General features: G+C 59.1%; 23 protein-coding genes and 1 pseudogene. 7 read left to right on the top strand and 17 right to left on the bottom strand.

What is annotated here, in order from left to right; all coding sequences use genetic code 11:
- Window positions 1-195 precede the first annotated feature (195 nt).
- The gene (gene chaA / locus KB892_RS09285) at window positions 196-1,296 is read left to right on the top strand and encodes a sodium-potassium/proton antiporter ChaA (RefSeq protein WP_002910392.1); all 1,101 of its coding nucleotides are present in this window, start codon (window positions 196-198) and stop codon (window positions 1,294-1,296) included.
- Window positions 1,297-1,382: 86 nt separating this feature from the next.
- Here the strand turns inward: chaA and kdsA are convergent, their stop codons facing one another.
- From kdsA to hemA, 6 genes are read right to left on the bottom strand one after another with little or no spacing between them, the layout of a single operon-like run.
- Complete coding sequence (gene kdsA, locus KB892_RS09280) at window positions 1,383-2,237, bottom strand: 3-deoxy-8-phosphooctulonate synthase (RefSeq protein ID WP_002910393.1); 855 nt, start codon at window positions 2,235-2,237, stop codon at window positions 1,383-1,385.
- Between the two features lie 39 nt (window positions 2,238-2,276).
- The gene (gene sirB1 / locus KB892_RS09275; protein WP_002910395.1) at window positions 2,277-3,089 is read right to left on the bottom strand and encodes an invasion regulator SirB1; all 813 of its coding nucleotides are present in this window, start codon (window positions 3,087-3,089) and stop codon (window positions 2,277-2,279) included.
- Window positions 3,090-3,092: 3 nt separating this feature from the next.
- Window positions 3,093-3,485 carry an invasion regulator SirB2 gene (gene sirB2 / locus KB892_RS09270; protein ID WP_004145428.1) on the bottom strand — a complete coding sequence of 131 codons (393 nt, stop codon included), beginning with the start codon at window positions 3,483-3,485 and terminating at the stop codon, window positions 3,093-3,095.
- Complete coding sequence (gene prmC, locus KB892_RS09265; protein WP_004180387.1) at window positions 3,485-4,333, bottom strand: peptide chain release factor N(5)-glutamine methyltransferase; 849 nt, start codon at window positions 4,331-4,333, stop codon at window positions 3,485-3,487. Before prmC ends, sirB2 begins: the two co-directional genes overlap by 1 nt.
- A complete protein-coding gene (prfA, locus tag KB892_RS09260; protein ID WP_002910403.1) occupies window positions 4,333-5,415 on the bottom strand; it encodes a peptide chain release factor 1 in 1,083 nt (360 codons plus the stop codon). Before prfA ends, prmC begins: the two co-directional genes overlap by 1 nt.
- A 42-nt stretch (window positions 5,416-5,457) precedes the next feature.
- The gene (gene hemA / locus KB892_RS09255; protein ID WP_002910404.1) at window positions 5,458-6,714 is read right to left on the bottom strand and encodes a glutamyl-tRNA reductase; all 1,257 of its coding nucleotides are present in this window, start codon (window positions 6,712-6,714) and stop codon (window positions 5,458-5,460) included.
- A gap of 270 nt (window positions 6,715-6,984) precedes the next feature.
- Here hemA and lolB point away from each other — a divergent pair, with 270 nt between their 5' ends.
- From lolB to dauA, 4 genes are all read left to right on the top strand, one after another.
- Window positions 6,985-7,596 carry a lipoprotein insertase outer membrane protein LolB gene (lolB, locus tag KB892_RS09250; RefSeq protein WP_002910405.1) on the top strand — a complete coding sequence of 204 codons (612 nt, stop codon included), beginning with the start codon at window positions 6,985-6,987 and terminating at the stop codon, window positions 7,594-7,596.
- The gene (gene ispE / locus KB892_RS09245; RefSeq protein WP_004898981.1) at window positions 7,596-8,444 is read left to right on the top strand and encodes a 4-(cytidine 5'-diphospho)-2-C-methyl-D-erythritol kinase; all 849 of its coding nucleotides are present in this window, start codon (window positions 7,596-7,598) and stop codon (window positions 8,442-8,444) included. Before lolB ends, ispE begins: the two co-directional genes overlap by 1 nt.
- Before the next feature lie 183 nt (window positions 8,445-8,627).
- Entirely contained in the window at window positions 8,628-9,575 is a 948-nt protein-coding gene (gene prs / locus KB892_RS09240) for a ribose-phosphate diphosphokinase (RefSeq protein ID WP_002910407.1), read from the top strand.
- A gap of 124 nt (window positions 9,576-9,699) precedes the next feature.
- The gene (gene dauA / locus KB892_RS09235) at window positions 9,700-11,379 is read left to right on the top strand and encodes a C4-dicarboxylic acid transporter DauA (RefSeq protein ID WP_004200291.1); all 1,680 of its coding nucleotides are present in this window, start codon (window positions 9,700-9,702) and stop codon (window positions 11,377-11,379) included.
- Here the strand turns inward: dauA and KB892_RS09230 are convergent, their stop codons facing one another.
- Entirely contained in the window at window positions 11,380-12,426 is a 1,047-nt protein-coding gene (locus KB892_RS09230; RefSeq protein WP_004175547.1) for a MerR family transcriptional regulator, read from the bottom strand. It abuts the gene before it with no gap.
- 221 nt (window positions 12,427-12,647) lie between these two features.
- Window positions 12,648-12,923, bottom strand: coding sequence for a stress-induced protein YchH (ychH, locus tag KB892_RS09225; RefSeq protein WP_002910437.1), 276 nt, complete (start codon window positions 12,921-12,923; stop codon window positions 12,648-12,650).
- Window positions 12,924-13,195: 272 nt separating this feature from the next.
- Between ychH and pth the strand changes: the two genes are divergently transcribed.
- Window positions 13,196-13,780 (top strand): aminoacyl-tRNA hydrolase, encoded by a 585-nt coding sequence (gene pth / locus KB892_RS09220; RefSeq protein ID WP_004175544.1) that lies wholly within the window; start codon window positions 13,196-13,198, stop codon window positions 13,778-13,780.
- Between the two features lie 117 nt (window positions 13,781-13,897).
- On the top strand, window positions 13,898-14,989 hold the full coding sequence (gene ychF / locus KB892_RS09215; RefSeq protein ID WP_004148779.1) for a redox-regulated ATPase YchF: 1,092 nt from the start codon (window positions 13,898-13,900) through the stop codon (window positions 14,987-14,989).
- An 80-nt stretch (window positions 14,990-15,069) separates the two neighbouring features.
- On the opposite strand, the gene KB892_RS09210 is transcribed toward ychF, so the two are convergent.
- From KB892_RS09210 to KB892_RS09170, 9 genes and pseudogenes are all read right to left on the bottom strand, one after another.
- Window positions 15,070-15,399, bottom strand: coding sequence for a DUF1869 domain-containing protein (locus KB892_RS09210; RefSeq protein WP_004200293.1), 330 nt, complete (start codon window positions 15,397-15,399; stop codon window positions 15,070-15,072).
- A gap of 83 nt (window positions 15,400-15,482) precedes the next feature.
- A complete protein-coding gene (locus tag KB892_RS09205) occupies window positions 15,483-16,397 on the bottom strand; it encodes a sugar ABC transporter substrate-binding protein (protein ID WP_002910453.1) in 915 nt (304 codons plus the stop codon).
- A 131-nt stretch (window positions 16,398-16,528) separates the two neighbouring features.
- Window positions 16,529-17,944, bottom strand: a complete 1,416-nt coding sequence (locus KB892_RS09200; RefSeq protein WP_004200294.1) for a VasL domain-containing protein — start codon at window positions 17,942-17,944, stop codon at window positions 16,529-16,531.
- A 19-nt stretch (window positions 17,945-17,963) separates the two neighbouring features.
- Window positions 17,964-18,407 (bottom strand): type VI secretion system baseplate subunit TssE, encoded by a 444-nt coding sequence (gene tssE, locus KB892_RS09195; RefSeq protein ID WP_004175538.1) that lies wholly within the window; start codon window positions 18,405-18,407, stop codon window positions 17,964-17,966.
- Window positions 18,408-18,409: 2 nt separating this feature from the next.
- On the bottom strand, window positions 18,410-18,946 hold the full coding sequence (gene tssJ, locus KB892_RS09190) for a type VI secretion system lipoprotein TssJ (RefSeq protein WP_004175532.1): 537 nt from the start codon (window positions 18,944-18,946) through the stop codon (window positions 18,410-18,412).
- Complete coding sequence (gene tssG / locus KB892_RS09185; protein WP_004200295.1) at window positions 18,927-19,943, bottom strand: type VI secretion system baseplate subunit TssG; 1,017 nt, start codon at window positions 19,941-19,943, stop codon at window positions 18,927-18,929. The genes tssJ and tssG overlap by 20 nt, the downstream gene beginning before the upstream one ends.
- 29 nt (window positions 19,944-19,972) lie before the next feature.
- Window positions 19,973-21,736 carry a type VI secretion system baseplate subunit TssF gene (gene tssF / locus KB892_RS09180; RefSeq protein WP_004200296.1) on the bottom strand — a complete coding sequence of 588 codons (1,764 nt, stop codon included), beginning with the start codon at window positions 21,734-21,736 and terminating at the stop codon, window positions 19,973-19,975.
- 133 nt (window positions 21,737-21,869) lie between these two features.
- Window positions 21,870-25,282 (bottom strand): annotated as a pseudogene (locus tag KB892_RS09175) (ImcF-related family protein).
- Window positions 25,266-26,423, bottom strand: coding sequence for a hypothetical protein (locus tag KB892_RS09170; RefSeq protein ID WP_004198077.1), 1,158 nt, complete (start codon window positions 26,421-26,423; stop codon window positions 25,266-25,268). Before KB892_RS09170 ends, KB892_RS09175 begins: the two are co-directional and overlap by 17 nt.
- Window positions 26,424-26,426: the final 3 nt, after the last annotated feature.

The raw sequence follows: 26,426 nt of genomic DNA, 5'->3' as shown, positions 1-26,426 counted from the left end.
AGTAGAAAAATTATTTTAGTAATTATTTGAATAATAAGAACTAAATATAAGTAAACATAAATTATAATAAACTAATCAAGATATCCATCGATACCCGTAAATTTAAGTAAAAAACCAGCGGTAATTTAGCAAGATCTGTTACTTTACCGCCCTACGTTTTTATAATTATAACACCTGCATAAATGGAGATGGTTCATGACCCATGCACATGAGGCGGTAAAAACCCGCCATAAGGAGTCTTCCCTCGTCTTTCCGGTGCTGGCGCTGGCGGTGCTGTTTTTCTGGGGCAGCAGCCAGTCACTGCCAGTGGTTATCGCGATCAATATCCTCGCGCTGGTCGGCATTTTGAGCAGCGCCTTCAGCGTGGTCCGCCACGCCGACGTCCTCGCCCACCGCCTGGGCGAACCCTATGGCTCCCTGATTTTAAGCCTGTCGGTGGTTATCCTTGAGGTCAGTTTGATCTCTGCCTTAATGGCCACCGGCGACGCCGCGCCGACCTTGATGCGGGATACCCTCTACTCCATTATTATGATCGTCACCGGCGGTCTGGTCGGTTTCTCTCTGCTGCTGGGCGGGCGTAAATTCGCCACCCAATATATGAATCTGTTCGGCATTAAGCAGTATCTTATCGCCCTGTTTCCGCTAGCGATTATCGTGCTGGTCTTTCCGATGGCGCTGCCGGGCGCGAACTTCAGCACCGGGCAATCGCTGCTGGTGGCGGTAATTTCGGCGGCCATGTACGGCGTTTTCCTGCTTATTCAGACCAAAACCCATCAGAGCCTGTTTGTTTATGAGCATGAAGACGACAGCGACGATGACGACCCGCACCACGGTAAACCGTCCGCCCACAGCAGCGGGTGGCATACCGCCTGGCTGCTGGTGCACCTGGTGGCAGTGATCGCGGTTACCAAAATGAACGCTAACCCGCTGGAAACGCTGTTGACCAGCATGAATGCCCCGGTGGCCTTTACCGGCTTCCTGGTGGCTCTGCTGATCCTGTCGCCGGAAGGCCTTGGCGCCCTGAAAGCGGTGCTCAACAATCAGGTACAGCGGGCGATGAATCTGTTTTTCGGCTCTGTGCTGGCCACCATCTCGCTGACGGTCCCGGTGGTCACCCTCATCGCCTTCCTGACCGGCAATGAGCTGCGCTTTGGCCTTGGCGCCCCGGAGATGGTGGTGATGGTCGCCTCGCTGGTGCTGTGCCATATCTCCTTCTCCACCGGACGCACCAATGTGCTGAACGGCGCGGCCCACATGGCGCTGTTCGCCGCCTATCTGATGACCATTTTCGCCTGACCCCGTTTTCCCACCCGGCGGAGTCCGGGCGAAAAAAAGCCTGCCGGTTTTGACGCCGGCAGGCTTTTTTACTGATGCAGTCAGGCTTACTTGCTGGTATCCAGCTCGTCGAAGCTTTTCACCAGATCGTCAATCGCTTTCATCTGTTTGAGGAACGGCTCCAGTTTATCCAGCGGCAGCGCGGACGGGCCGTCGCATTTCGCGTGGTCCGGATCCGGATGCGCTTCAATAAACAGACCGGCGATACCTACCGCCATACCGGCGCGGGCCAGCTCGCTCACCTGCGCACGACGACCGCCGGAGGCTGCGCCAAACGGGTCGCGGCACTGCAGCGCGTGGGTGACGTCGAAAATGACCGGCGAGTTGTTGGAGGCTTTCTTCATCACGCCGAAGCCAAGCATATCCACGACCAGGTTGTCGTAACCGAAGTTCGCGCCGCGGTCGCAGAGGATTACTTTGTCGTTACCCCCTTCGATAAACTTATCGACGATGTTGCCCATCTGACCCGGGCTGACGAACTGCGGCTTCTTGACGTTGATCACCGCCCCGGTCTTCGCCATCGCTTCCACCAGGTCAGTCTGGCGCGCGAGGAAAGCCGGAAGCTGGATCACGTCCACCACGTCAGCTACCGGCTGCGCCTGGCTGGCTTCATGAACGTCGGTGATGATTTTCACGCCAAAGGTCTGCTTCAGCTCCTGGAAAATCTTCATCCCTTCTTCCAGACCCGGCCCACGATAGGAGTGGATGGAGGAACGGTTGGCTTTATCAAAGGAGGCTTTGAATACGTAGGGAATACCAAGCTTCTGCGTAACGGTGACATAATGTTCGCAGATACGCATCGCCAGGTCGCGCGACTCCAGCACGTTCATCCCGCCGAACAGCACGAACGGCAGGTCGTTCGCTACGTTGATATCACCAATGCTAACCACTTTTTGTTTCATAAGTTCGCCTTATCAGGGTGTAACCGGAATGGTTCCAGACTAATGCAATGTAATTTGTTTATGCGAAATCGTGTTGATCTGCGCGCGGATCATCTCGCTGATCGGATCCTCCGGGCACTGCTCAACGAAATAGCTCAGATCCAACAGCGCCACGTGATCGCAGTCCAGCTGGGCGTATATCAGCCCGCGGTCGCGGATCTCATACGGATCTTCCGGATTAAACTGCAGCAGCGCTTCGCTGGCGCGCAGGGCCAGCTCCATCTGCCGCTCTTCCATCAGCGCCGACTTCAGGGTGTCCAGCAGCTTGCGGATCACCTCGGCGTTATCCGCTTCGTCGAGATCTTCATTAAACAGTTCCGCCACCGGCCCGATGTTGCCCTTCAGCCATACCTCCAGGGTATGCTCGTCGAGGGTCTCGCCGTTAAACGGATTAATCAGCCACATCTCTTCGCTGGTTTCCGGGTCCGCACGCAGCAGCATCTGGGTCGGGAAGATCACCGGCACCACCGGCAGCGCCAGGCGCTGGGCGATCCACAGCAGGATCGCGCCTAACGACACCGCGCTCCCCTGGCGGTTAACCAGCACTTTATCCAGCCATAGCGCGTCGGAAAGACGATACACGCCCTGCGAGGCGCCAAAGCCCCACTCGTCATAAAACAGCTCCAGCAATCGTTCTATCTGGCGCTCCTGGTCCCACGACGGCGCAATCTCCTCCTGCGCGAGGCGCAGCAATCGCTGCAGCTCTTCCTCGACAAAACGCGACGGAAAATCGTCGCGGACCTGTTCAGAAATGAGGACCATGCCATCACACAATGGCGCTTTGTTAAATTCGAAATCCGCTAATGACCCCATGACCTACCCCAGTATCGGTATTCTTGTGATGGCGAGTTGAATGATGATAAACAACACCACCAGCGCCAGCAGGAACGCGATAAAGCGGCTCTGCTGGCTGCGCGGACGACGACGGCCCAACGCGATAAAACCTAATGCGATGTAAATGATAACGCCAAACAGCTTTTCAGTCAGCCATGCGCCGTCTTCTGTGAACGGCAGGTAGTGCGTTATCGCCATTAACCCTGCGCCGCTGAGAAACAGCAGCGTATCGCTGCAGTGCGGCGCAATTCGCACCCACCGCTGGTTCAGCAGCGGGCTCTGGTGATACATCCACCAGTAACGTAAAACGAACAATCCTACCGACACCGCCACTGTGGCAATGTGCAGGTAGAGGACAGCCGTGAATAAGTTCATCAGCCAACATTCTCCATGTCGGGTAAACGTCCGAGGGTCAGACGCTCATTGTCGCCATAGTCGCGACAGGTCGCGACGTCCAGATAGCCCGCTTCGCGGAACAGCGCGCGAACCGCCTCGCCCTGAGTCCAGCCATGCTCCAGCAGCATCCAACCGCCGGGCTGCAGATACTGCCGTCCCTCGCGGATGATATGCGCCAGATCGGCCAGCCCCTGGTCGCCTGCGACCAGCGCCGTCAACGGCTCAAAGCGCACATCGCCTTCGGCGAGATGCGGGTCGGCGGCGTCGATATAGGGGGGATTGCTGACGATCGTGGCGAAGCGCTGCCCGGCCAGCGCGCTAAACCAGTCGCTTTGACTTATCGTCACGTTAGCGATGCCCAGATGTTCGGCATTGCGCAACGCCAGCGCCACGGCGTCCGGCATCACGTCCACCGCGGTGACCTCACAGTCCGGACGTTCGCTGGCCAGCGCCAGGGCAATGGCGCCGGTCCCGGTGCCGAGGTCGAGAATACGGCACGGCGCGGTTGGCAGACGCGCCAGCGCCTGCTCTACCAGACATTCGGTATCCGGGCGGGGGATCAGCGTCGCCGGGGAGACGAACAGCGGCAGCGACCAAAACTCGCGCTGCCCGACCAGATGAGCAATAGGTTCCCCGCGCTGGCGTCGCACCAGGAGCGCCTCCAGCCTCGCCGCCTCGTCAGCAGAGAGCGTCGTTTCACCGAAGGCCAAAATCCAGGTTCGCGCCCGGCCGGTAACGTGTCCCAGCAAGATCTCGGCGTCGCGTCTCGGGCTGTCGCTCTCCGCCAGGCGGGCGATCGCCTGCTGCAGCCAGGCCTGAAAGGTCATCATTCCTGCTCGGACAGCGCCGCCAGCTGATCGGCCTGATGTTCCTGGACAATCGGCTCAATCAGCATGTCGAGTTTGCCCTCCATCGCCTCATCCAGACGGTAGAGCGTCAGGTTGATGCGGTGGTCGGTCACGCGGCCCTGCGGGAAGTTATAGGTGCGATTGCGGTCGCTGCGGTCGCCGCTGCCCAGCAGGTTGCGGCGCGTGGAGGCTTCCGCCTGCTGACGTTTGGCCACTTCGGCGGCGCGGATGCGCGCGCCCAGCACCGACAGCGCCTTGGCTTTGTTTTTATGCTGAGAACGCTCGTCCTGGCACTCCACCACGATGCCGGTGGGCAGGTGGGTAATGCGGATAGCCGAGTCGGTGGTGTTAACGTGCTGACCGCCTGCCCCGGAGGAACGGAAGGTATCGATGCGCAGATCCGCCGGGTTAATGTCCGGCATTTCGGCTTCCGGCAGCTCCGGCATCACCGCCACCGTACAGGCGGAGGTGTGGATCCGCCCCTGCGATTCGGTGGCCGGCACACGCTGCACGCGATGGCCGCCGGATTCAAATTTCAGCCGACCGTAAACGCCGTCGCCGCTGATCTTGGCGATCACCTCTTTAAAGCCGCCGTGCTCACCTTCGTTGGCGCTGAGGATCTCTACCTGCCAGCGGCGCGATTCTGCGTAACGGGTGTACATGCGGAACAGATCGCCGGCAAACAGCGCTGCTTCGTCGCCGCCGGTCCCGGCGCGCACTTCCACGAAGGCGTTACGCTCGTCATCAGGATCTTTCGGCAGGAGGAGAACCTGCAGCTGTTGCTCCAGCTGGTCGCCTTTTTCTTTGGCGTCACGCAGCTCTTCCTGCGCCATTTCGCGCATTTCCGGATCGTCGAGCATCATCTGCGCGGTTTCAATATCCTCCTGCACCTGACGCCAGTCGGTATAGCAGCGCGCCACATCGCTCAGTTGAGCATACTCCCGCGACAGCGCGCGGAATTTATCCTGATCGGCAATCGTCGCGGCATCGCCGAGCAGCGCCTGCACTTCTTCATGGCGCTCGTACAACGCTTCCAGTTTGGCAACAATAGAAGACTTCATAGGCGTGAATTCACCCTGTCCTGAAAATAAGAGAAAGGTGCGCTATTCCAGCCCGAGGCTGTTGCGCAGAATATGCAGACGTTCGTCGTCCCCGTCACGGGCGGCCTGCTGAAGAGATTTGGTTGGCGCGTGGATCAGGCGGTTAGTGAGCTTGCGCGCCAGATCCTGCATAATTTCCTGGGCATCACCGCCCTGCTCCAGCGCGGCCAGCGCTTTCGCCGTCAGCTCCTCACGGACCTGCTCAGACTGAGAACGGTATTCGCGAATGGTCTCGCTGGCGCTCTGCGCGCGCAGCCAGGCCATAAATTCGCTGGTTTCCTGCTCGACGATCGATTCCGCCTGCACCGCGGCAGCCTTACGCTGCGCCAGGTTATGCTGAATAATGTTTTGCAAATCGTCGACGCTGTAGAGGTAGGCGTTAGCCAGTTTGCCGACCTCTGGTTCAACGTCGCGCGGGACGGCGATATCCACCAGCAGCATCGGCTGGTTACGCCGCGCCTTAAGCGCACGCTCCACCATGCCTTTGCCGATGATCGGCAGCGGGCTGGCGGTGGAGCTGATAATGATGTCGGCCTCTTTCAGCCGTTCGTCGATATCGCTGAGGGCTATCACCTCGGCGCCCACTTCCTCCGCCAGCGCCTGGGCGCGTTCACGGGTGCGGTTGGCGATCACCATTTTGCGCACGTGATGTTCGCGAAGATGGCGCGCTACCAGCTCAATGGTTTCCCCGGCGCCGACCAGTAACACGGTGACGCTGGAGAGCGATTCAAAGATTTGCCGCGCCAGGGTACAGGCGGCGAAAGCCACAGAGACCGCGCTGGCGCCGATATCGGTTTCGGTACGCACGCGCTTAGCCACTGAAAAGGATTTCTGGAACATCCGCTCCAGCTCGCTGACGTTAAGATGGCCGCGGCTGGAGTCGGCGAAGGCTTTTTTCACCTGGCCGAGGATCTGCGGCTCGCCCAGCACCAGCGAATCGAGGCCGCTGGCGACGCGCATCAGATGGCTGACGGCGTCATTATCCTGGTGCCAGTAAAGGCTTTTTCGCAGGTCTTCTTCGTTGAGGCCGTGGTAGTTGCACAGCCAGCGGATCAGCGCTTCCTGCAGGTTATCCTGCTCTTCGACGCTGAGATAGAGTTCCGTGCGGTTGCAGGTCGACAGCACCACCCCACCCTGCACCATCGGCTGAGCCAGCAAGCTCTCCAGCGCCTTATCGAGCGTTTCCGGCGAAAACGTGACGCGTTCTCGCAGGGCGACCGGAGCTGTTTTGTGATTGATGCCAAGAGCTAAAAGGGTCATTGTGAGGGAGTAGTACCAGCGTTGCTAAGGTTAGTCTGAGTGCATCATACAGGATGCGCGTAATCAATAAAAGAGAGGCTCCCCTTTTGGAGTAATAGTTAAAGCAAGACCGCCATTAAGGTTAATTTTTTGATTTCAGACAACTTGAACGTAGACGCTATCGCCCGGCGACGCTAGCATTAAGGGTTATAAATGTAACCTGCTACACAAATCGGCCCGCTGTTCCCTGTCGCCGTTTTTCCCTGTAGACATCAAGGATTTGTCATCATTATGAATCGACTGTTCCGCCTGCTGCCGCTGGCCAGCCTCGTCCTCACCGCCTGTTCTCTTCATACGCCGCAAGGGCCTGGCAAAAGCCCGGATTCGCCGCAGTGGCGTCAGCACCAGCAGGCTGTCCGCAGCCTCAATCAGTTCCAGACCCGCGGGGCGTTTGCCTATCTTTCCGATGAGCAAAAAGTCTATGCCCGCTTCTTCTGGCAGCAAACCGGCCAGGACCGCTATCGCCTGCTGCTGACCAACCCGCTGGGCAGCACCGAGCTGTCGCTGACCGCGCAGCCGGGCAGCGTGCAGCTGATCGATAACAAAGGCCAGACCTATACCGCCACTGATGCCGAAGAGATGATTGGCCGTCTGACCGGGATGCCGATCCCGTTGAACAGCCTGCGCCAGTGGATTATCGGCCTGCCGGGCGACGCCACCGACTATTCGCTGGACGATCGGTACCGTCTGCGTGAACTGAACTATACGCAAAACGGCAAAACCTGGCACGTGACCTACGGCGGCTACACCAGCGATACCCAGCCAGCCCTACCGTCCAATGTCGAGCTGAACAATGGCGCTCAGCGCATCAAGCTGAAGATGGATAACTGGATCGTGAAATGATGACCCGCTGGCCCTCTCCTGCAAAACTGAATCTGTTTTTATATATCACCGGCCAGCGGGCCGATGGTTACCATACCCTGCAAACGCTGTTTCAGTTTCTCGATTACGGCGATACGTTGACCATCGAACCGCGTACTGACGGCCAACTGCGCCTGCTGACGCCGGTGGCCGGCGTGCCCGACGAGGAGAATCTGATCGTTCGCGCCGCGCGTCTGCTGATGCATGCCGCCAGCGAAAGCGATCGCCTGCCGGCGGGCAGCGGCGCCGATATCAGTATCGATAAGCGCCTGCCGATGGGCGGCGGCCTGGGCGGTGGCTCCTCCAATGCCGCCACCGTGCTGGTGGCGCTCAACCATCTGTGGGGCTGCGGTCTCTCGGAAGATGAGCTGGCGACTCTTGGCCTTCAGCTGGGGGCCGATGTGCCGGTTTTCGTGCGCGGCCATGCCGCCTTCGCCGAGGGGGTGGGTGAAATACTGACGCCGGTAGAACCCGAGGAAAAATGGTACCTGGTGGCCCACCCGGGGGTCAGTATTCCGACGCCGATCATTTTTCGCGATCCGGAGCTACCACGAAATACCCCGCGCCGGTCAATTAATACGTTATTAAATTGTGAATTCAGCAACGATTGCGAGCTTATCGCAAGAAAACGTTTTCGCGAGGTTGATGCCGCGCTTTCCTGGCTGTTAGAATATGCGCCGTCACGCCTGACCGGCACAGGGGCCTGTGTGTTTGCTGAATTTAACACCGAATCCGCTGCCCGTCAGGTGCTGGACACTGCCCCGGCATGGCTAAATGGCTTTGTGGCGCGCGGAGTTAACCTTTCGCCGCTCAAGCAGGCCCTGCTCTGAATCCTGCGCCGTGATGGCACATTGATAATGAGTCAGCCGGGGAAATTGAGTTACGGTGACAACGTCACCCTGTTCCAGACGTTGCATCGTGCTCTTTAAATACACCGACTGGATCGAATGGCGCCATCCCGCACATTATTGGCCCATTCATCCACCACTGGACGCATGCCTGAGGTTCTTCTCGTGCCTGATATGAAGCTTTTTGCTGGTAACGCCACCCCGGAACTAGCACAACGTATTGCCAACCGCCTGTACACTTCTCTTGGCGACGCCGCTGTAGGTCGTTTTAGCGACGGCGAAGTCAGCGTACAAATCAATGAAAACGTACGCGGTGGTGATATTTTCATCATCCAGTCCACTTGTGCTCCCACCAATGACAACCTGATGGAACTGGTTGTTATGGTTGATGCTCTGCGTCGTGCTTCGGCAGGTCGTATCACCGCCGTTATCCCTTACTTCGGTTATGCTCGTCAGGACCGTCGTGTTCGTTCTGCTCGTGTGCCAATCACCGCGAAAGTGGTGGCGGATTTTCTGTCCAGCGTCGGCGTTGACCGCGTGCTGACCGTTGACCTGCACGCAGAACAGATCCAGGGCTTCTTCGATGTGCCAGTCGATAACGTGTTCGGCAGCCCAATCCTGCTGGAAGATATGCTGCAGCTGAACCTGGACAACCCGATTGTGGTTTCTCCGGACATCGGCGGCGTCGTGCGTGCCCGCGCTATCGCTAAACTGCTGAATGATACCGATATGGCTATCATCGACAAGCGCCGTCCGCGCGCCAACGTCTCCCAGGTGATGCACATCATCGGCGACGTTGCCGGTCGTGACTGCGTGATGGTCGACGATATGATCGACACCGGCGGCACCCTGTGTAAAGCGGCAGAAGCGCTGAAAGAGCGTGGCGCGAAACGCGTATTCGCTTACGCGACGCACCCAATCTTCTCCGGCAACGCTATCCAGAACATCAAGAACTCTGTCATTGATGAATTTGTCGTCTGCGATACCATTCCGCTGGCACCAGAAATTAAAGCGCTGGATAAAGTGCGTACTCTGACGCTCTCCGGTATGCTGGCTGAAGCTATTCGCCGTATCAGCAATGAAGAATCTATCTCTGCTATGTTCGAACATTAATCGAGCCCAGCACAAAAACCCGCTGCGGCGGGTTTTTTTGTCTCCGCACCTTATTTGTATGATCAATGCCTCCTTCACCTGCCATTTAGTTGACAGATGATGCGCTCATGGATGAAACATTATTGTGAACAGATTATTTTCCTCACATGTGATGCCTTTCCGCGCCCTCATCGACGCTTGTTGGAAAGAAAAGTACACCACCGCCCGCTTCACGCGTGACCTGATCGCCGGGATCACCGTCGGGATCATTGCGATTCCGCTGGCGATGGCGCTGGCGATTGGCAGCGGCGTGCCGCCGCAGTACGGCCTCTATACCTCAGCGGTGGCAGGGATTGTGATCGCCTTGACCGGCGGGTCACGCTTTAGCGTTTCCGGTCCGACCGCCGCCTTTGTGGTGATCCTCTATCCGGTTTCCCAGCAGTTTGGTCTGGCGGGACTGCTGGTGGCAACCCTGATGTCGGGGATCTTTTTAATCCTCTTCGGCCTGGCGCGCTTTGGCCGCCTGATCGAATACATCCCGCTGTCAGTCACCCTCGGCTTCACCTCGGGGATCGGTATCACCATCGGCACCATGCAGATTAAAGATTTCCTCGGCCTGCAGATGCCCCATGTGCCGGAGCATTATCTGCAGAAAGTGGCGGCGCTGGCGATGGCCCTACCGACCATTAACGTTGGCGATGCCGCCATCGGCGTCGTTACTCTTGGCATTCTGATCCTCTGGCCGCGGCTGGGTATCCGCCTGCCGGGCCACCTCCCGGCGCTGCTGGGCGGCTGCGCGGTCATGCTGGTGGTCAACTTGCTCGGCGGCGATGTCGCGACGATCGGCTCGCAGTTCCATTATCAGCTGGCGGACGGCACTCAGGGCAATGGCATTCCGCAGCTGCTGCCGCAGCTGGTATTGCCCTGGGATATGCCGGGCTCAAACTTTACCCTGAGCTGGGCCTCGCTGCAGGCTCTGCTGCCTGCCGCCTTCTCAATGGCGATGCTCGGCGCCATTGAATCTCTGCTGTGCGCGGTGGTGCTTGATGGCATGACCGGCACCAAGCACAAAGCCAATAGCGAGCTGATTGGCCAGGGGCTGGGCAACATTGTCGCGCCGTTCTTCGGCGGGATCACTGCCACCGCGGCGATTGCCCGCTCGGCGGCGAACGTCCGCGCCGGCGCCACATCGCCGGTTGCCGCCGTGATCCACGCCCTGCTGGTGATCCTGGCGCTGCTGATCCTCGCCCCACTGCTCTCCTGGCTGCCGCTGTCGGCGATGGCCGCCCTGCTGCTGATGGTGGCATGGAATATGAGCGAGGCGCATAAAGTCATCAATCTGCTGCGCCACGCGCCGAAGGACGACATCGTGGTGATGCTGATGTGCATGTCGCTAACGGTGCTGTTTGACATGGTGATCGCTATCAGCGTCGGGATCGTGCTGGCTTCGCTGTTGTTTATGCGCCGTATCGCACGCATGACTCATCTGGCGCCGGTCAACGTCGAGGTGCCAGACGATGTGCTGGTGCTGCGGGTAATTGGGCCGCTGTTCTTTGCCGCCGCCGAAGGCTTGTTCAACGATCTGGAGACCCGGATCGCCGGCAAGCGCATCGTGGTGCTGAAATGGGACGCGGTGCCGGTTCTCGACGCCGGTGGCCTGGATGCCTTCCAGCGCTTTGTGAACAAGCTGCCGGAAGGCTGTGAATTGCGCGTATCTAACCTCGAGTTTCAGCCGCTACGCACGCTAGCGCGCGCCGGCGTCAAGCCGCTGCCCGGACGCCTGAGCTTCTACCCCGATCGTCAGGCCGCGCTGGCTGACCTGTGATCACCCGGCGGCAGGTCCCTGCGCCTGCCGCATCAAGGATCCGGTCGCCTGCTGCAGCCAGCTCAGCACCGCCGGCGTCATCCAGGTGCCCTTCATCAAATGCGGCTCCTGCTCCATTGCCCGACGAAACTTCTGCAACGTCTGCGGCCGGGTACCGGCGTAGGACTGAAACAGTTCAAGCCACGCCCGGGCCAGCGCCTGACCCGACGCCGAGTCCGGCGCTACGCCCTCCCGGCACGCCTGATGCAGCTTCGCCACCAGCGCAGGCCACTCCTGTAGCCGGTCAAAATAGTGCTGGCGGGTGAACGCCATCTCTTCTTCGTCAAGGTACCGCGCCCAGATGGCCAGTTTGCTTTCGGCAAAGGCCTCGGTGATATAGGCGATGATTGCCGGCGTGACGCCGGTCTGTTCAACCATCTGCGGCTCGGCGGCATGCATCTCGTTCAGGCGGGTCAGAAACTCCGGACGCCCGGCCGTATCCTGCTCCAGGCGCTCCATCCAGCGCGTCGCCAGACGCATCGCCTGCGGACTGTCCGTCGGGCAGCCGCTCGCCATCAGCGTCTGCACCTCCTCCGTTAGCTCGCGCCACGCCTGCGCCCGCTGTTCATCCTGTGCCGCAAACGGCAGCGCGGCTAACTCCTGTTGACTAAACCAACGATCGTACATTTTCATTAACTCCAGCGTCTGTAGCCAGGACTCCAGATCGGGTTCATTGCCGCTCGCCAGCGCCTCGCGCAGCACCAATAGTCGGTCGCGCAGCCTGCCAACATCGCGTAGCTGGGCGTTGAGCATATCTATCTGCTGCGTCAGCAGCTCGGGCAGCGACAGCGTTTGCCGATCGAGATAGTCCTTGATTGTGGCGAGCGTTAGCCCGGCCTGCGCCAGCGCCTTTATCATATGCAGGCGCTGAACCGCGGACAGGTTATAGAGCCGATAGCCCGCCTCGCTTCTGGCCGAAGGCGTTAACAGCCCCGTCTGTTCATAATGATGCAGCGTACGTACCGTCAGTCCGGCACGCTTCGCCAGCTCTCCCACCTGAATTAACATGACTGCTCCTCTCTGTGGCCAGGTCCGCTACTCTGCAGCCTGACGTAACGTCAGGGTCAAGCAAAAACCGCGCTTGCTATTCATTTTTGCTGGCAACCATAGCAGCACGAAGGCCAGGACGGAATGGGGGCGTAATATGGCGGGAAAAAGAGGAAGAGATAAAGTGAGACACAGAAAAGCGCATCGGCCTTCAGCGGCCGATGCGGGAAATCATGCTACGGTTAGCTGTGACGATGCTGGTTACGACGGCAGCGTTTATCGTAGTGGCGCACCCACCAGTAGCGGTCGCTGACCTGCTCGTGGCCGCCAATACGGGCACCGGCCAGCCAGAGCACTGCGCCAACGAAGATGCTTAGGATTGCGCCATGCGCAAAGAATTGTGGCAGGTTAAGCTGCGGAAGCTGGTTCAGAATGGAGTAACCTACCCCCACAACCATCACCACCAACCCTAACCCCATGAGTACGTTACCGAGTAACGAAGCGTTTTTGCGTTTCATGTGTCACCTCCGGACTTTGGGTTGCCAGGGAATGTCCCCAAATCTTATAGGTGTAGTATAGACAAGGTCTCTTCTGCGGAGTGCGTCCACGATCACATTAGTGAACAGCGAATAGACAAAAATTTACAAATAAGTCTATGAACCATATCAAATTCTAATGATTTAGTGAGTAAATCATCAATGCGGGTATTGTCTAATAGCCAGAATTTTGTCAAGCGCGCCCGCAGACAGTACACTACGCGGCAGAGAATGCCCCATGCAGGATAGAAAACGTGACCATTAAACTGATTGTCGGCCTGGCCAACCCCGGTGCGGAATATGCCGCTACCCGGCACAACGCTGGCGCCTGGTATGTGGATTTACTGGCGGATCGCCATCGTGCGCCGCTGCGCGAAGAGAGCAAATTCTTCGGCTACACCTCGCGCATCAACCTGGCGGGCGAGGACGTCCGCCTGCTGGTCCCCACTACCTTTATGAACCTCAGCGGTAAAGCCGTGGCCGCGATGGCGACCTTTTATCGCATCAACCCTGATGAAATTCTGGTCGCCCATGACGAGCTGGATTTACCGCCGGGCGTGGCGAAATTTAAGCTTGGCGGTGGCCATGGCGGCCACAATGGCCTGAAGGATATCATCAGTAAGCTCGGCAATAACCCGAACTTTCACCGTTTACGCGTCGGAATCGGCCATCCGGGCGACAAAAACAAGGTTGTCGGCTTTGTGCTTGGCAAACCACCGGCCAGCGAGCAGAAACTGATCAATGACGCTGTCGACGAAGCGGCGCGCTGTACCGAAATCTGGTTAAAGGACGGGCTGACCAAAGCGACCAACCGTTTGCACGCCTTTAAGGCGCAATAAGCCGTTGTCGTGCGGCATTTTTGCCGCGCACCGTGTATAATAGGCAAAGCTATTCAATTTTCTGCAATCTGTTCCTTGTAACAGATTGATTATCCAAAGATTAAGGTGATTTAAATCATGGGATTCAAATGCGGTATCGTCGGTTTGCCCAACGTCGGCAAATCCACCCTGTTCAATGCGCTCACCAAAGCGGGTATTGAAGCGGCCAACTTCCCCTTCTGTACCATTGAGCCGAACACCGGTGTCGTACCGATGCCCGATCCGCGTCTGGACAAGCTGGCTGAAATCGTCAAACCGCAGCGCATCCTGCCGACCACCATGGAGTTCGTGGATATCGCGGGCCTGGTGAAAGGCGCGTCCAAAGGTGAAGGTCTTGGCAACCAGTTTCTGACCAACATCCGTGAAACCGAAGCCATCGGCCATGTGGTTCGCTGTTTTGAAAACGATAATATTATTCACGTCGCGGGGAAAGTGAACCCGGCGGAAGATATCGACGTTATCAACACCGAACTGGCGCTGTCTGACCTTGATACCTGCGAACGCGCGATTCACCGCGTCTCCAAAAAAGCCAAAGGCGGCGATAAAGACGCGAAGGTTGAGCTGGCCGCGCTGGAAAAATGCCTGCCGCAGCTGGAAAACGCCGGTATGCTGCGCGCGCTGGATCTGACCAAAGAAGAGAAAGAGGCCATCCGCTATCTGAGCTTCCTGACCCTGAAGCCGACCATGTACATCGCGAACGTCAATGAAGACGGTTTCGAGAACAACCCGTACCTCGATCAGGTTCGCGCCATCGCCGAGCAGGAAGGGTCTGTGGTGGTGCCGGTGTGCGCCGCCGTTGAAGCGGACATCGCCGAGCTGGACGATGAAGAGCGTGACGAGTTCATGGCTGAGCTGGGCCTCGAAGAGCCGGGCCTGAACCGCGTGATCCGCGCCGGTTACGCTCTGCTAAACCTGCAGACCTACTTCACCGCGGGCGTGAAGGAAGTTCGCGCATGGACCATCCCGGTCGGGGCAACCGCGCCGCAGGCAGCCGGTAAGATCCACACCGACTTCGAAAAAGGTTTTATCCGCGCGCAGACCATCGCCTATGAAGACTTTATTACCTACAAAGGCGAACAGGGTGCAAAAGAAGCCGGTAAAATGCGTGCTGAAGGTAAAGACTACATCGTGAAAGATGGCGATGTGATGAACTTCCTGTTCAACGTCTAATCCCGCTGGCTGGCGTTTTCGCCGCCACCGCGCAAAAAAAATCCACGCAGCGGCGTGGATTTTTTTACCCGGACGACACGCTACTCCACAATATGGGTATCTTCTGCCGCCTCGTAGCCATCAACGATCTGCACAATTTTCTTTAACTCAGCCTCAATAAAAGCCGGGGTGGTGCTTTCCACAGAGGCCGGGTGATGAAGCTCCACCGAGATGCCGCTGGCGGCATTGGTCAGCGACAGGCTGATCTCCTGCTGGCCCCGCGAGGACGAAGAACGCCCGATATGCTGCATGATAGCCGCCGCCGCCGCGCGCGTATCAACGTCTGCGAGATGCCCCCACCTCATTTCAACATGTCCCTGCTGCCCTGCCTTTATCATCTGCAGCGTATAGCCGCTTCTTGCCGTTGCCATGCCTTTTCCTCCGATTTAGTTGCCCGGGCGTCACATTATCAGCCCGGTTTTATCAGCCAGGTTCGCGCACCTGCGCCTTGCCGTTAATGACTCTTTTCCACATAGGTCTGCATGTTTTCTTTGGTCACTAACTCAAACGGGATCCAGACATGAGACTCGACCTTTTCTCCTTTAATCAGCTTCAGCGCTACCGCTAAGGCCGTTTTGCCCTGACCGACGGCGTCCTGGAAAACCGTCACCTGAATCTTATCGCTGGCCAGGGCTTTCAGCCCGTCCGGGGTGGCGTCGATCCCGCCGATCAGCAGCTTCTTCTGGCTTTTCTCCAGCGCCATCGCCGCGCCAATCGCCATCTCATCGTTGTTCGCCGCCACAATATCAATCGCTTCTCCGTTGCCCGTCCAGTTCTGCATCAGATCCATGCCCTCGCTACGGGAATAGTTGGCCGGCTGTTTCTGCACCACTTTCATTGCCGGATACTTGGCCACCACCTGCTCCACATCTTTGGTGCGCTGCAGCGCGCCGGCGTCGGTGAGATTGCCGATCATGATGGCGACGTTGCCTTTGTAGTTCGCCAGCTTCGCCAGCGCCTCCATCTGCAATGTGCCAGACTCCCGCTCGTCCGAACCGACAAACACCACGCCGGGCGGTAACGTTTTATCCCCCGGCGTCCGGTTCACATACACCAGCGGCATTTTGGCCTGCTGCGCCATCTTCGTCAGCTGCGGGGTGCTGGCGGAGTCCACCGGGTCGACGATGATCGCGTCCACGCCGGAGGCAATGAAGCTCTGCACCTGATCGGCCTGGCGTCCGGTGTCGCCGCGGGCGTCTTCAAACTGTACGTCGACGTGGCGGGCTTGAGCTTCTTTCTCAATGGACTGGCGGATAATAGTGAGAAAGTTTTGATCGAAGTAGGCCATTGAGACGCCGATCTTCTCTGCTAATGCCGAAGCGGAACTGGCCAGAAGGCCTACTAACAGGATGATTTTACAGTGCTTCATAGTATGCCCTCAGAGATCGAAATAAAATTTTCAATACAACTACAAACGGTATATTTAAATCATTTTCAGACTACGAAGGGCGTTCGGTTCTTGCAATATTGATGTAAAGAAAATGTTGCCATGCGCACACTTTATTTCACCGCCTCACTCACCGAGGGCTCACCGGTTGCGGGGAGCGCAGCGGTCGGCGACGCCGGCTGTTTTCGCTTCAGCAGGGCATACTCCACTATCAGCTGTTGCAGATGCAGCTCCGCGAGGCTTCCCCGCGCGGCTGGCCAGGGTTGATCAACGGGAAGCGCGGCCAGCTGGCGCAGCTGCTCCTCCAGCGGAACAGCGCGGTTAAACGACTGCGTGATGGCAAATACTGCGGTTTTCAGTTCGCTCACCGTCAGGTACTTCCCCTTCTGCTCGTCGAGGGCATTGAGCTGGTCGGCGAGCCGCTGCAGTTGCTGCATGCCCTCCGACCAGCCGGTAAGGTTTTCCGCGGGCAATGCGCCAGCACTCAGCTGCTGCCGCCACTGCTGCGCCAGCGGTTGCGCCTGATCCGGCCAGCGGATCAGGGCCTGGTGGACCAGCTGGTCGCCGTAACTGACCGCCCAGTCCGGCGCCAGGCGGGCAAGCTCGCCAAGCTGGCGCTGCGTCTGTGGCAGATCAACCGGCCCCGGGGGCGTTGTCGCCGGCAGGCCCGGTATCGGTCCGGCATTTTGGGTGACCGAAATGGGCGGCAAGTCGGACTGACGCAGCGCCAGCCATCCGCCGACGGCGATACCCGTTACCGCCAGCATGGTAACCATCCCGGCGATAAACGGCTTCCAGCGCGGCGCGGCTGCCGGAGTAGACGCCGCCACCGGCGCGGGCCGCTTTGCAGGTGAAGGCGGCGCCAGCGGCTCAGCTTTTGGTCTACGTTTTAGGTCTGGCACTGGCTCAACCTTCGCCGCATCCTCTTCGCTGACCAGAGTGCCGGGAAGTTCCGCGTCAGACACCGCCACCGGCGGCGCGGTGGGAAGCGCTGGCGCAGGGTCGAGGCTCTCGAAGCGAGTTGCCGTGCTGTGCAGTAGCGCCCGCAGGTCGCTCAGCTGGTTTTCAGGGGCGATCTCAAGGCGCTGGAGCACTGCGTCGAAGCTTTGCAGCGAACGTTCAGCCTGCTCAAGCGACTCAACATCCTCTGGGGTAAGATTCAGGGTACGGATCACCTGCCGCAGCCGCTTGCTCAGGGTGCGGAAGATCTCTGTCCGGGCCGGGAGCGCCTGTGGCCACAGGTTTTTCCCCTGACGAACCAGCAGCGACTCCATCAGCGTCAGCCCCTCATTGATCCCTGCCACCCCGCCCAGCCGGGCGCGGGCCAGGGTATACCAGGCGACAGTCTGCAGGTCCGCGCCGTGATGCTCCAACAGCCCGCGGGCAAGCTGCTCGGCATACGGCCAGTTAATATCCGGCCGCGCCGGGTGGCTGAGCTTGTTCATTTCCGCACGCAGGGCCATAAAATCAGCCAGCGTGCGCGGGTCGCCACCGGCTTTATAGTGACGGTCGTGGTGTGTTGTCATCATGATGTCTTTCAGCGAGAGATTAGAGGGCGGAGCGGGCGTCAAGGTACTGCTGGCGTTTGAGGTGGCGGATCAACACCCTGCCCTCGGGCATAAACTCCGTGCCGTAACGCACCAGGCCAATATCCTTCAGCTCCGCATCAATGGCATAGCGCAGTTCGCCGGGCGCATGCTGATCGAGCATCACCACCGCGATCCGCTGCAGGCGCGGTTCGTATTTCAACAACACCGCCGACAATGTGCTCATCAGCTGATGCGCCGACGCTGGCATCCCCTGGAGGACAGCGGTCATATCCGGCAGGCCGTAGTCCGGCAGATGCGCCAGCGTTCCGGCCCGACAGTTGAGGATGCGCTGCATGTTATCGAGCACCGACAGGATGACCTGATCCGTTTCGCTGACAGTATTCAGGTCAAGCCCGCCGGCGAAATTGCCGTACAGGATGTCATACAGGGAGGGACGAGGCATTTTCACTTCTCCTTAAACGGGTGCAGCGTCAGTTGATTTTGGCTGGCTTCGATAATGCGCGGCCTCGCCGGATCAAGTTCGTCCCGGGTGAGTACCAGCCGCCAGCTGTTTTGCGTCAGGTCTGGATCGATAAACATGGCCGCCACCGCCACAAACTGCGCGCTGGTTTCCATGGGCATATCGACGGTCACCGATTCGCCCGGACGCAGGCGAACATCTTTTTCCGCCACCCGGTCCGCCTGCAGCGCCTGGCCATCGCCGGCAAACAGCGACGGGTAGTCAGTATTGTCGAACGCTTGCCGGTCCTTCAGCTGATAAATACGCACCACCGTCGCCAGGGAGGCGCCTTTGGCGTTGTTATTCACGCCTTCCCGGGCGCGAAGATCCAGATGCAGGGTTTTCACCTGGGGGTAAAAAATGGACTGGGTCACGGAAACGGCGCCGTCTTTCACGGTCTGCGTCAGTCCGCAGCCGGTTAAGACGGTAACCATGAGGAATGCCAGCAACCTGGCGGAGGGTTTAACTGCGGTAATCGCCATCTTCATCGCTCTCCCTGCGGTGGATATTTTCCCGGACGCGCTGATAGCGCCCCAGATAAATCGTGACTCTGTCGTCAGCCTGTTTCTGCGCATCCAGCGGACGCAGCACAGCGGTACGGCCGAGCTGGACGGCATGCTCCTGCTGGCAGCAAAGTTGCGCATCCGGCAGTAAATGGCGGGCGACGCAAAGCTGCAGCCGCACGTCAAGATGAGATCCGAGCCAGACGTGCAGAAGCGCCATCAGGTCGCTGAACAGTTCGCCGCCGGGCAGCCAGCCGCGAACCTCATCAGGCTTTTCCGTGGCCAGCTGCAGCAATACCTGACCGTTCACATCCGTGGCGTGGGTTCCCATCACTGGCCTATGTTGCAGGCTAACCGGCTGACGGACGCTCATCGTTAACGGCTGCGACAAGGGGATCCGGCAGGGATCGTGGTGGTGCACCGTCGCCCGGGTCCCCGGGGCCAGGAGCGCCACCAGCGCCTCCATGCCTTCCCCGGATCTCCCCGGCAGCATCATCACCGGCAGCAGCGCCAGAAATCGCGACAGCGGCGCTGCGGCAACGGCGGCACATCCCGGTATGCCCAGCCCCGCCAGGCCCAGCAGATACTGCGAGATGTTGTCCGTGCCGCCCGCCCGAAAGGTTGCCGGGTAGGAATATTTGCGCCAGATACGGTAATACTGGGCGATCAGCCGATGGTTAAAGATATCGAGGAAATCCTCGGTGGCCTCGACGCCTTCCCGCCGTTGCGCAATGTCATCGCTATAGTGGGTCGGCAGCGGGGATTCCACGCCGTAGAGTCCCATAAAAGTCACGCGAACCGCCGGCGGACGGGGCGGTTCAGGATCGTCCATTCCACGGATTTCGCCAGCCGGAAAGCCCATCCCCGGATGCGGGCGAAAGCGTATGGGTTCATCACCTACTAGCCAGCCGCTGCCGATGATCGGCGCCTTCGGATGGTTCTTCTCCAGCAACTGGCAGAAGCGGTAAAAATTCATGTACGGCAACTGAGGCCGGAGCTGCGCCATCAGCCGGGCAGGCGCAGACTGTGATTCTCTTTCCACCGGATACATTTCCCATCAGGTTGAACAATGAGCGTCAGCTGGTTGAACTGATTCATATCGGCATACAGTGCGAAAAAGCGGTTGAGCATGTCGCCAAACAGGTGGACATCGCCCGCACCGGTAAATCCGCTACCGTCGAGCGTCACTTCAATATCCAGCCCGCGCAGCAGGAAACCCTGCTCGAAACGCTGAATTCGGTGATGGCTGACCGCCAGAATGGCGTCCAGACGGCGATTATTGAGCTCATCCTCCCGCCAGTTGTAGAGCGACAGCGTGCCGCGCAGCACCTCGGCGCTGCTCATCATGTTGAGAAAACGGGTGCCCAGATGGCTCATGACCCGCCAGTGGTAGCGGTCTTCCGCCGGGGGATAGGCCGGCAGCGTGGGCTTACAGAGATTGCGGACGGTAAGCGGCGTGGCTGATATCGACTCACAGCGATCCAGCAGCGTGCTCTGTAGCGCCCGGCGCGGCAGCTGGCCGTTAGTGCCGGTGATGCGCAAGGAGACCGTTTCCCGCGCCAGCTCCCGGTCAGCCTCCCATTGCTGTCCGCCGAGGATAAGCCAGGTATCGTGCATGCCGGTTACGCCCCGTTTTACGCGGGTGTGGTAGTAGCGCTCCGGCGCATGGCGACGCATCATTCCCCCCTGGTGACGAAAGCGGGTGAAAGGCACATAGCGTGCCTCCCCGGTGCGCCCGGAGCCGGTCACGCTGTCAACAGAATAGATTTCGGTATGCCCGTCCTGCAGGCGCTTCGGACGCAGGAGATATTCGCTCTCCAGCCCGCTGATGGTCAACGGATCGGCCTCAAGGGTAAACAGGTTAATCACCGGCACACAGTGCAGGCGCAGGCTGCTTGCGCTGACGGGTAAATCACTTTGCCAGACCTCGCTGAACACCACCTCAAGCGTGAAATGCGATATCCCCGCCGGCAGGGTGATGTTTTCCAGGCCATTTAGCTGCACGAACATAAATTTTTCGCGAAAGGTGAAATACTCGAGCAGCAGCTGATAGCCGCTGAAAGCGCTCTCCCCCTTCGGCCATAAACAATCCTCCTCGCTGAATCCCCCCGGGGAAAAATAGCCGTCGAGGCTTACCCGCTCTGTCTGACCCGGCAGACGCAGGTACAGCGCGGCCTGGCGTCGGGTCAGCCACAGATGGAGGGCGCTGCCGGTAACAGCGTCTTCCCCCAGGTACAGCGCCAGGCGGCGGAGATCGGTCTGCGACCAGTCAGCCAGCTCGCTACAGGCGAGTCGTAGTCGCAGGGCCGAACGTCCGTCCGGCTCCGCCGTCATCACCGCCTCCTCTATCGCCAGCGGGTTAAGCGTCAGATCGCGGGTGGTTCGGTACCGGCACACGGTATTTTTCGGCCCCAGTGGGCGGGAGCTAATCTCAAACCCGGCGGGCACCGTTTCCGCCATCTTCATCGCCGGCAGCGTTGGGGTCAGCGCCACGATCGATAGCGATGGAATAGTGCGCAAATAGTGCGGCCACAGCATGCTGACCAGCCCCTCGGTCAGCTCCGGCAGATCATCATCAATTTTTTCGCGCAAGCGACCTACGGAAAAGGCAAAGCCTTCAAACAGGCGCTCAACGTAAGGGTCCGGCGTACCGGCTTTATCGAGATCCAGCATCGCCGCCCGATCGGGGTGAGCCTGCGCGAACGCTTTTGCCGCCTCGCGCAGGTAGCGCATTTCAGCATCAAAATATCGCAGGGTTAAATCGTCCATTATGAATATTCCCTTATTCGTCTACAGGGAGACACGCAGCATGGCTGCGCGGTCAGATTAGTTGGCCGTCGGGCGGCCATGAGCGAAGGAGGCCTGGCGTTGCAGGTCAACGCCAATCAGTGAGGGAGAAGGTTCAGTATCCCTCTTCGCCGGGTGTATATCGTCGGTCAGCGGAACACGTTCAGCAGACGCGCGCACGCTGAATATCGTCTCCGGTAGCGTAAAGTTTCGCAGCGCCAGCAGCGCCAGCGGTCCTTCCCCCGCCTCGGTACGCAGCGTGTAGTTCAGAAACAGACCATCCGGCGCTTTCCAGCTCAGGCTCCAGCTGCTGCTCGTTCCGGGATAAGCGCTGACCACCGCCTTATCCAGCAGACGGATCCACCCCCAGGCGCCCGGGAAATCGCCATACTGGCGGGTGCCCGCCCGGGTACTGATCCAGCTCAGACTGGCGCCCGGCGCTTCGGTGTCAGCGGGCCAGCTGAACCGCCGCCAGACCGGCATCTGGTTCATATAGACAAGTTTCTGATTGTCGATGACCAGCTCCGTCTGCATCACGCCGTCCGCGGTGCCGGGACGTAGCGCAAAATGCAATCCCGCTTCGCCGTTGGCGAACGCGACGTCGGAGAGATGGCTCAGGGTATTCATCGCCTGCAGAAAGGCCGGGTTAAACGTCAGCCCCTGAGCATTGATACTGTCCGCCATCCAGCGGCTCCCCTCTTTATGCAGCACGCCGTTCAGCCGGGTCTGCAGAAAGCGGGCGATGCGCCCGGTCTCGCTGTCGAGGTATTTTGCCAGCAGCGGCAGAGAGACTTCACTGCTGGTATTTTTAAAGGGGTAGCGACCGCCAAAAGCGCTATTCCAGTCCTCCACCACCGCGCTGCGCCACTGGGCGTTGAGACTTTCCGCCGCCGGGGTCAGCACCTGCTGCCAGGCCTGTTCCATCGGGCGAACAAACAGCGTTTGCCCAAATCCACTCCACTCCTGGCCCAGCCCCGCCGCCACCAGGCTGCCGTAGTCGCGCGTTTCGGTTAAATCCACGGCCTTGCCCTGGAATACCGTCTGCGCAAGCAACCGGGTCATCGCCTGCGGATCGGTGGCGTTGGTGACCTGCTGCAGGCGCAGACGCACCTGGGTGACGCGGGTCAGGAAGGTCTGCAGGCTAAGACGGCTGGTGGGTGTCCCGCCGTCGCGATTGTCCAGCAGCGCCAGTACGGGCCCGAAGGTGGCATCCAGAGGACCGCGCGAGCCGGACTGCTGATCGATGGCGGGTGGGTTGTCACGGTTGAACAGCTGCCTGGCCGATTTGACCAGCGAATCGGCGATGGCTTCCCCGGTCTGGCCGGTTCGCCCCTGCACGCTCAGGGTGTTCATCAGCGCCACCAGCGGCGACTGGCGCACATCGGCCATCAGGGTCAGCTGGTCGATAGCATCGGAGAGGGTCGCCGCGCGCTGCCAGCGCAGACTGTTGAGGAAATCCAGCCAGGCGCCGCTGAAATCAGCGAAATAACGCTCCGCCAGCCTGGCTCGCAGAGCTTCCGGCGACGTCGACTGCGCGGCAGTCTGCTTCGTATCGCTCAGCACCCAGTCCATTTCATCGCGGCGTTCCGCGACCACTTTCTCAATGGCCGGCTGCACGGCCTGTTCCCAGGCCTGACGGGTAAACATTCCCGGCACCACCTCATCAGTGCTGAACAGACGCGAAGCATCGGTGTCGGCAGTCATATCCGCCAGGCGCATATCGGCATACTGATTCGCCACCTGCGCGAGCATCTTCTGGTAAAGCGTGGACTCACTGTTGCGCTGGCCCAATTGGCGAATTAACCGTGTGCGCACCTGGCTGACCAGACCGTCATCGACAGGCAGACGCCACTGCGGATGCGATGCCAGGCTGGCGGCATAAAATGCCAGCAGCGAAGGGCCGCTGCCCTGCCAGACGGCGTCGGCGATGCCTGAGCGCTGCGGCCAGTCCTGCATTAGCGTAGTGGCGAACCACGCGGCGTCCATTTTTTCCGGGCGGGTCAACATCAGATATTGTTTCAGTTGTCCGTAAGCGGTCTTCGTCATCTTCTCACGCAGTGGGCTGTCCGGCGGCAGCTGCACGAAGGCGGTGAGCTGCTCTTCCAGATGATGCGCCGCCGCATCGCGCAGCAGCGGTTGCGCCATCTCCCCGTAGCGCGGGAACAGCGCCGCCAGCAGGTCATCGTTCTGACTGAGGCCAGCGCGGAGGTACCACGGCGCTCCGTGCTGCGAGCGGTATTCCAGTTGAGAAAGCGTTTTCTGTAACGCGGAGAGCGCATGCAGGCGTACGGCCAGCGGCTGTTTTCCCGCCGAGGCCTGCTGCACCTGCTGCTGTGCGATCGCCACCAGGTGGCGGTTGGCGATAAAAGAGACTGTCATTGAGGCGGCCCAGAGTAACATCAGGGCGGCGGCGGCCACGCTCATCCCACGCATCCAGTTGACTCCCTGTTTGCGCGGACGTAGACCGGCTGGCAACCACAGCACTGAGTCTGGTATCGTTTCCCAGCGGTTATCCCGTCCCCAGTGATGACGGACACTGCGACCAGCCTCTACTGACGCCTCACTAAATACCACCCCGGCCAGCGGCTGCGGGCGGTAAGGATTAAGCAATACCGATAACGGCTCCGTCACCGTTTCCGGTTTACGGGTCAACTGATCGGCCAGCGCGAGTAAAAAATTGTGCTGTGGTTGCCCGCATATCTGCTGGATGCCCTGCTCTATCAGTAACGACGCCAGGGCAGTGAACTGTTCGGCAACTATTTGCGGCGTACAACCTGCAGGTAACAGGCAGCCTACAGGCTGAGTGATACGTCCATTTTTTTCGTTGCCCCCCTCATACAGCGACCAGACGTATAGGGGTAGTTTCCAGCCAAGAGCTTCGTAGCGTAGCTTTAGAGAGTGAGACACACTGTCCATTTCATCTGGCGTGAGCCTGGGCTTCGTTCTGTTCATCGTTGTCAAAACGCCGTCAAAGCCCGATGTTACCCACACCATACCATCAGCCGGGCGATAACGCAGTTTACGCAGCGCTGTGAACCAGGCGTTATCTACCGCTGCCCCAGGGTCTCCACCCCACAGCAATAATGTACCCTGATCTTCCTGCCAGAGTTCCTGCGTGAGCTTTGGGGTCAGTTGTTCTACGTCTCTGACTGAGCCAATTATCAGCAGAATACGGACTTTGCGGGACCAGGCGCGTCCATACTGATAGCGTAGAGTCTGGCGAATTTCCCCCACCGTAATATGATGGGGAGGTGTCAGCGCCACGCGCCCTTCTTCGCCGGGTAAGACGCTGTCCTGCTGCGACTGCCGGCGATATAAACTCTCCTTCACACGGCGGGACATTGCAGGAAGGTAAAAAACAAATACCAACGCCAGACAGACCAGGACAAACGCCAGTACCTGCTCGCCCCGCGTATTGATATTCAGCATGCCGCCATAGCGGGTGATCCCCCACCATATTGCAGCCATCCCGGCCAACGTAAGCCCGGCCAGGCCAAACCGGCCCAGGCCATTACCCGGTATATTCATCTTCACTCCCTGGGGTGATGGTACTGATAAAATGTTCCTGTTCGCTGGAAAATAACGCCAGCAGGGGCTGTTTACGGAGGCTGACCAGATCGGCTGCCAGCGCGGTCAGGAGCCAGGGCGCTGCGGGTCCCGGAATACCGCACCATTTTTCCAGCAGCGCGATATCTTCAGCTTTCCATGGGGTATGCATTTTGCCGCCCTGCGTGATAAGCGCGGCGCTTCTTTCCGTCCATTTTTTTGCGTCCCCGATAACGGAGGGCGTATGGCAGGCGACAGTCTGGGTTTCCAGAAACAGGGTGATATCGTCTTCAAAGTTCGTCATATCTAAGGGCATAGGACGTAACAGCCGTGATGAGTGCGGCAGATGGTATTTTTGCGCCACATCATCGCTGGTCAGCAGCAGCACGGCCAGCCCGTCGGAGTATGCTGTACCACCGTTGAGCTGGATGACCAGGAGTAAATTGACCGTCAGTACAGGCTGCTTCAGGCGCTCCTCCACTTCCGACAGTGAGAATGAGCCGGTAACGGTAATATCATCAGGCACGGCACGGCCAGGAATGTGTTCTTTCCAGAGATTACTGAAACTGCTGGTCAGCTCAGGCGAGGGATTATCCGTGATCAGGGTGACATACAGCGGTAGCTCTTCCGGCAGGCACTGCACGCGCTCTTCTATACTGGTCAGCAGCGCATGCATCGCACTCAACTGCACGGGCTCTTCTACCGGAAGGTAATTAATCCTGCGGGTAAGTCCGTATTGCTGAGGCCGCTCACTCCCCCAATGCGCCGCAGAAATATGATCCGGCAACAGCACTGCACTGCCCAGAACGGCCAGCCAGCGCCCGGCCCAGTCTTCCCACCTCTGCTGTCCGTATTCCGCCTCTTTCAGCAAGAACTGATGCGCTTTCAGATCCCTGTCCCACAGGTAGCAACGCAGACAAAAAATCAGCAACCAGCATCCTGCAGGCATCAGGGATACCCACCAGATATTTATCACTGAGAGAATTTTTACGGTGCCGGAAGCATGGAGGATAAAGAGCAGGACACCGATAATCGCCATCAGTACACCGGCAAACAGCCATCGGGTCAGTGAAGGAGCCGATGGCTGCTCCATGGTCAATGCTTTTGTTCGTACCCAGCCCATTTT

It is taken from the genome of Klebsiella sp. P1927 (genome assembly GCF_018204675.1).
Classification (GTDB): Bacteria; Pseudomonadota; Gammaproteobacteria; order Enterobacterales; family Enterobacteriaceae; genus Klebsiella; species Klebsiella pneumoniae.
The sequence above is the reverse complement of the archived record's forward strand: the minus strand, read 5'-3'. Positions and strand labels throughout refer to the sequence as shown.

Excerpts from the sequence above, each read along its gene's own strand:
- chaA (WP_002910392.1), top strand. The coding sequence starts at position 196 with ATGACCCATGCACATGAGGCGGTAAAAACCCGCCATAAGGAGTCTTCC.
- kdsA (WP_002910393.1), bottom strand. The coding sequence starts at position 2,237 with ATGAAACAAAAAGTGGTTAGCATTGGTGATATCAACGTAGCGAACGAC.
- sirB1 (WP_002910395.1), bottom strand. The coding sequence starts at position 3,089 with ATGGGGTCATTAGCGGATTTCGAATTTAACAAAGCGCCATTGTGTGAT.
- sirB2 (WP_004145428.1), bottom strand. The coding sequence starts at position 3,485 with ATGAACTTATTCACGGCTGTCCTCTACCTGCACATTGCCACAGTGGCG.
- prmC (WP_004180387.1), bottom strand. The coding sequence starts at position 4,333 with ATGACCTTTCAGGCCTGGCTGCAGCAGGCGATCGCCCGCCTGGCGGAG.
- prfA (WP_002910403.1), bottom strand. The coding sequence starts at position 5,415 with ATGAAGTCTTCTATTGTTGCCAAACTGGAAGCGTTGTACGAGCGCCAT.
- hemA (WP_002910404.1), bottom strand. The coding sequence starts at position 6,714 with ATGACCCTTTTAGCTCTTGGCATCAATCACAAAACAGCTCCGGTCGCC.
- lolB (WP_002910405.1), top strand. The coding sequence starts at position 6,985 with ATGAATCGACTGTTCCGCCTGCTGCCGCTGGCCAGCCTCGTCCTCACC.
- ispE (WP_004898981.1), top strand. The coding sequence starts at position 7,596 with ATGACCCGCTGGCCCTCTCCTGCAAAACTGAATCTGTTTTTATATATC.
- KB892_RS09230 (WP_004175547.1), bottom strand. The coding sequence starts at position 12,426 with ATGTTAATTCAGGTGGGAGAGCTGGCGAAGCGTGCCGGACTGACGGTA.
- ychH (WP_002910437.1), bottom strand. The coding sequence starts at position 12,923 with ATGAAACGCAAAAACGCTTCGTTACTCGGTAACGTACTCATGGGGTTA.
- ychF (WP_004148779.1), top strand. The coding sequence starts at position 13,898 with ATGGGATTCAAATGCGGTATCGTCGGTTTGCCCAACGTCGGCAAATCC.
- KB892_RS09210 (WP_004200293.1), bottom strand. The coding sequence starts at position 15,399 with ATGGCAACGGCAAGAAGCGGCTATACGCTGCAGATGATAAAGGCAGGG.
- KB892_RS09205 (WP_002910453.1), bottom strand. The coding sequence starts at position 16,397 with ATGAAGCACTGTAAAATCATCCTGTTAGTAGGCCTTCTGGCCAGTTCC.
- KB892_RS09200 (WP_004200294.1), bottom strand. The coding sequence starts at position 17,944 with ATGATGACAACACACCACGACCGTCACTATAAAGCCGGTGGCGACCCG.
- tssE (WP_004175538.1), bottom strand. The coding sequence starts at position 18,407 with ATGCCTCGTCCCTCCCTGTATGACATCCTGTACGGCAATTTCGCCGGC.
- tssJ (WP_004175532.1), bottom strand. The coding sequence starts at position 18,946 with ATGGCGATTACCGCAGTTAAACCCTCCGCCAGGTTGCTGGCATTCCTC.
- tssG (WP_004200295.1), bottom strand. The coding sequence starts at position 19,943 with ATGAATTTTTACCGCTTCTGCCAGTTGCTGGAGAAGAACCATCCGAAG.
- tssF (WP_004200296.1), bottom strand. The coding sequence starts at position 21,736 with ATGGACGATTTAACCCTGCGATATTTTGATGCTGAAATGCGCTACCTG.
- KB892_RS09170 (WP_004198077.1), bottom strand. The coding sequence starts at position 26,423 with ATGGGCTGGGTACGAACAAAAGCATTGACCATGGAGCAGCCATCGGCT.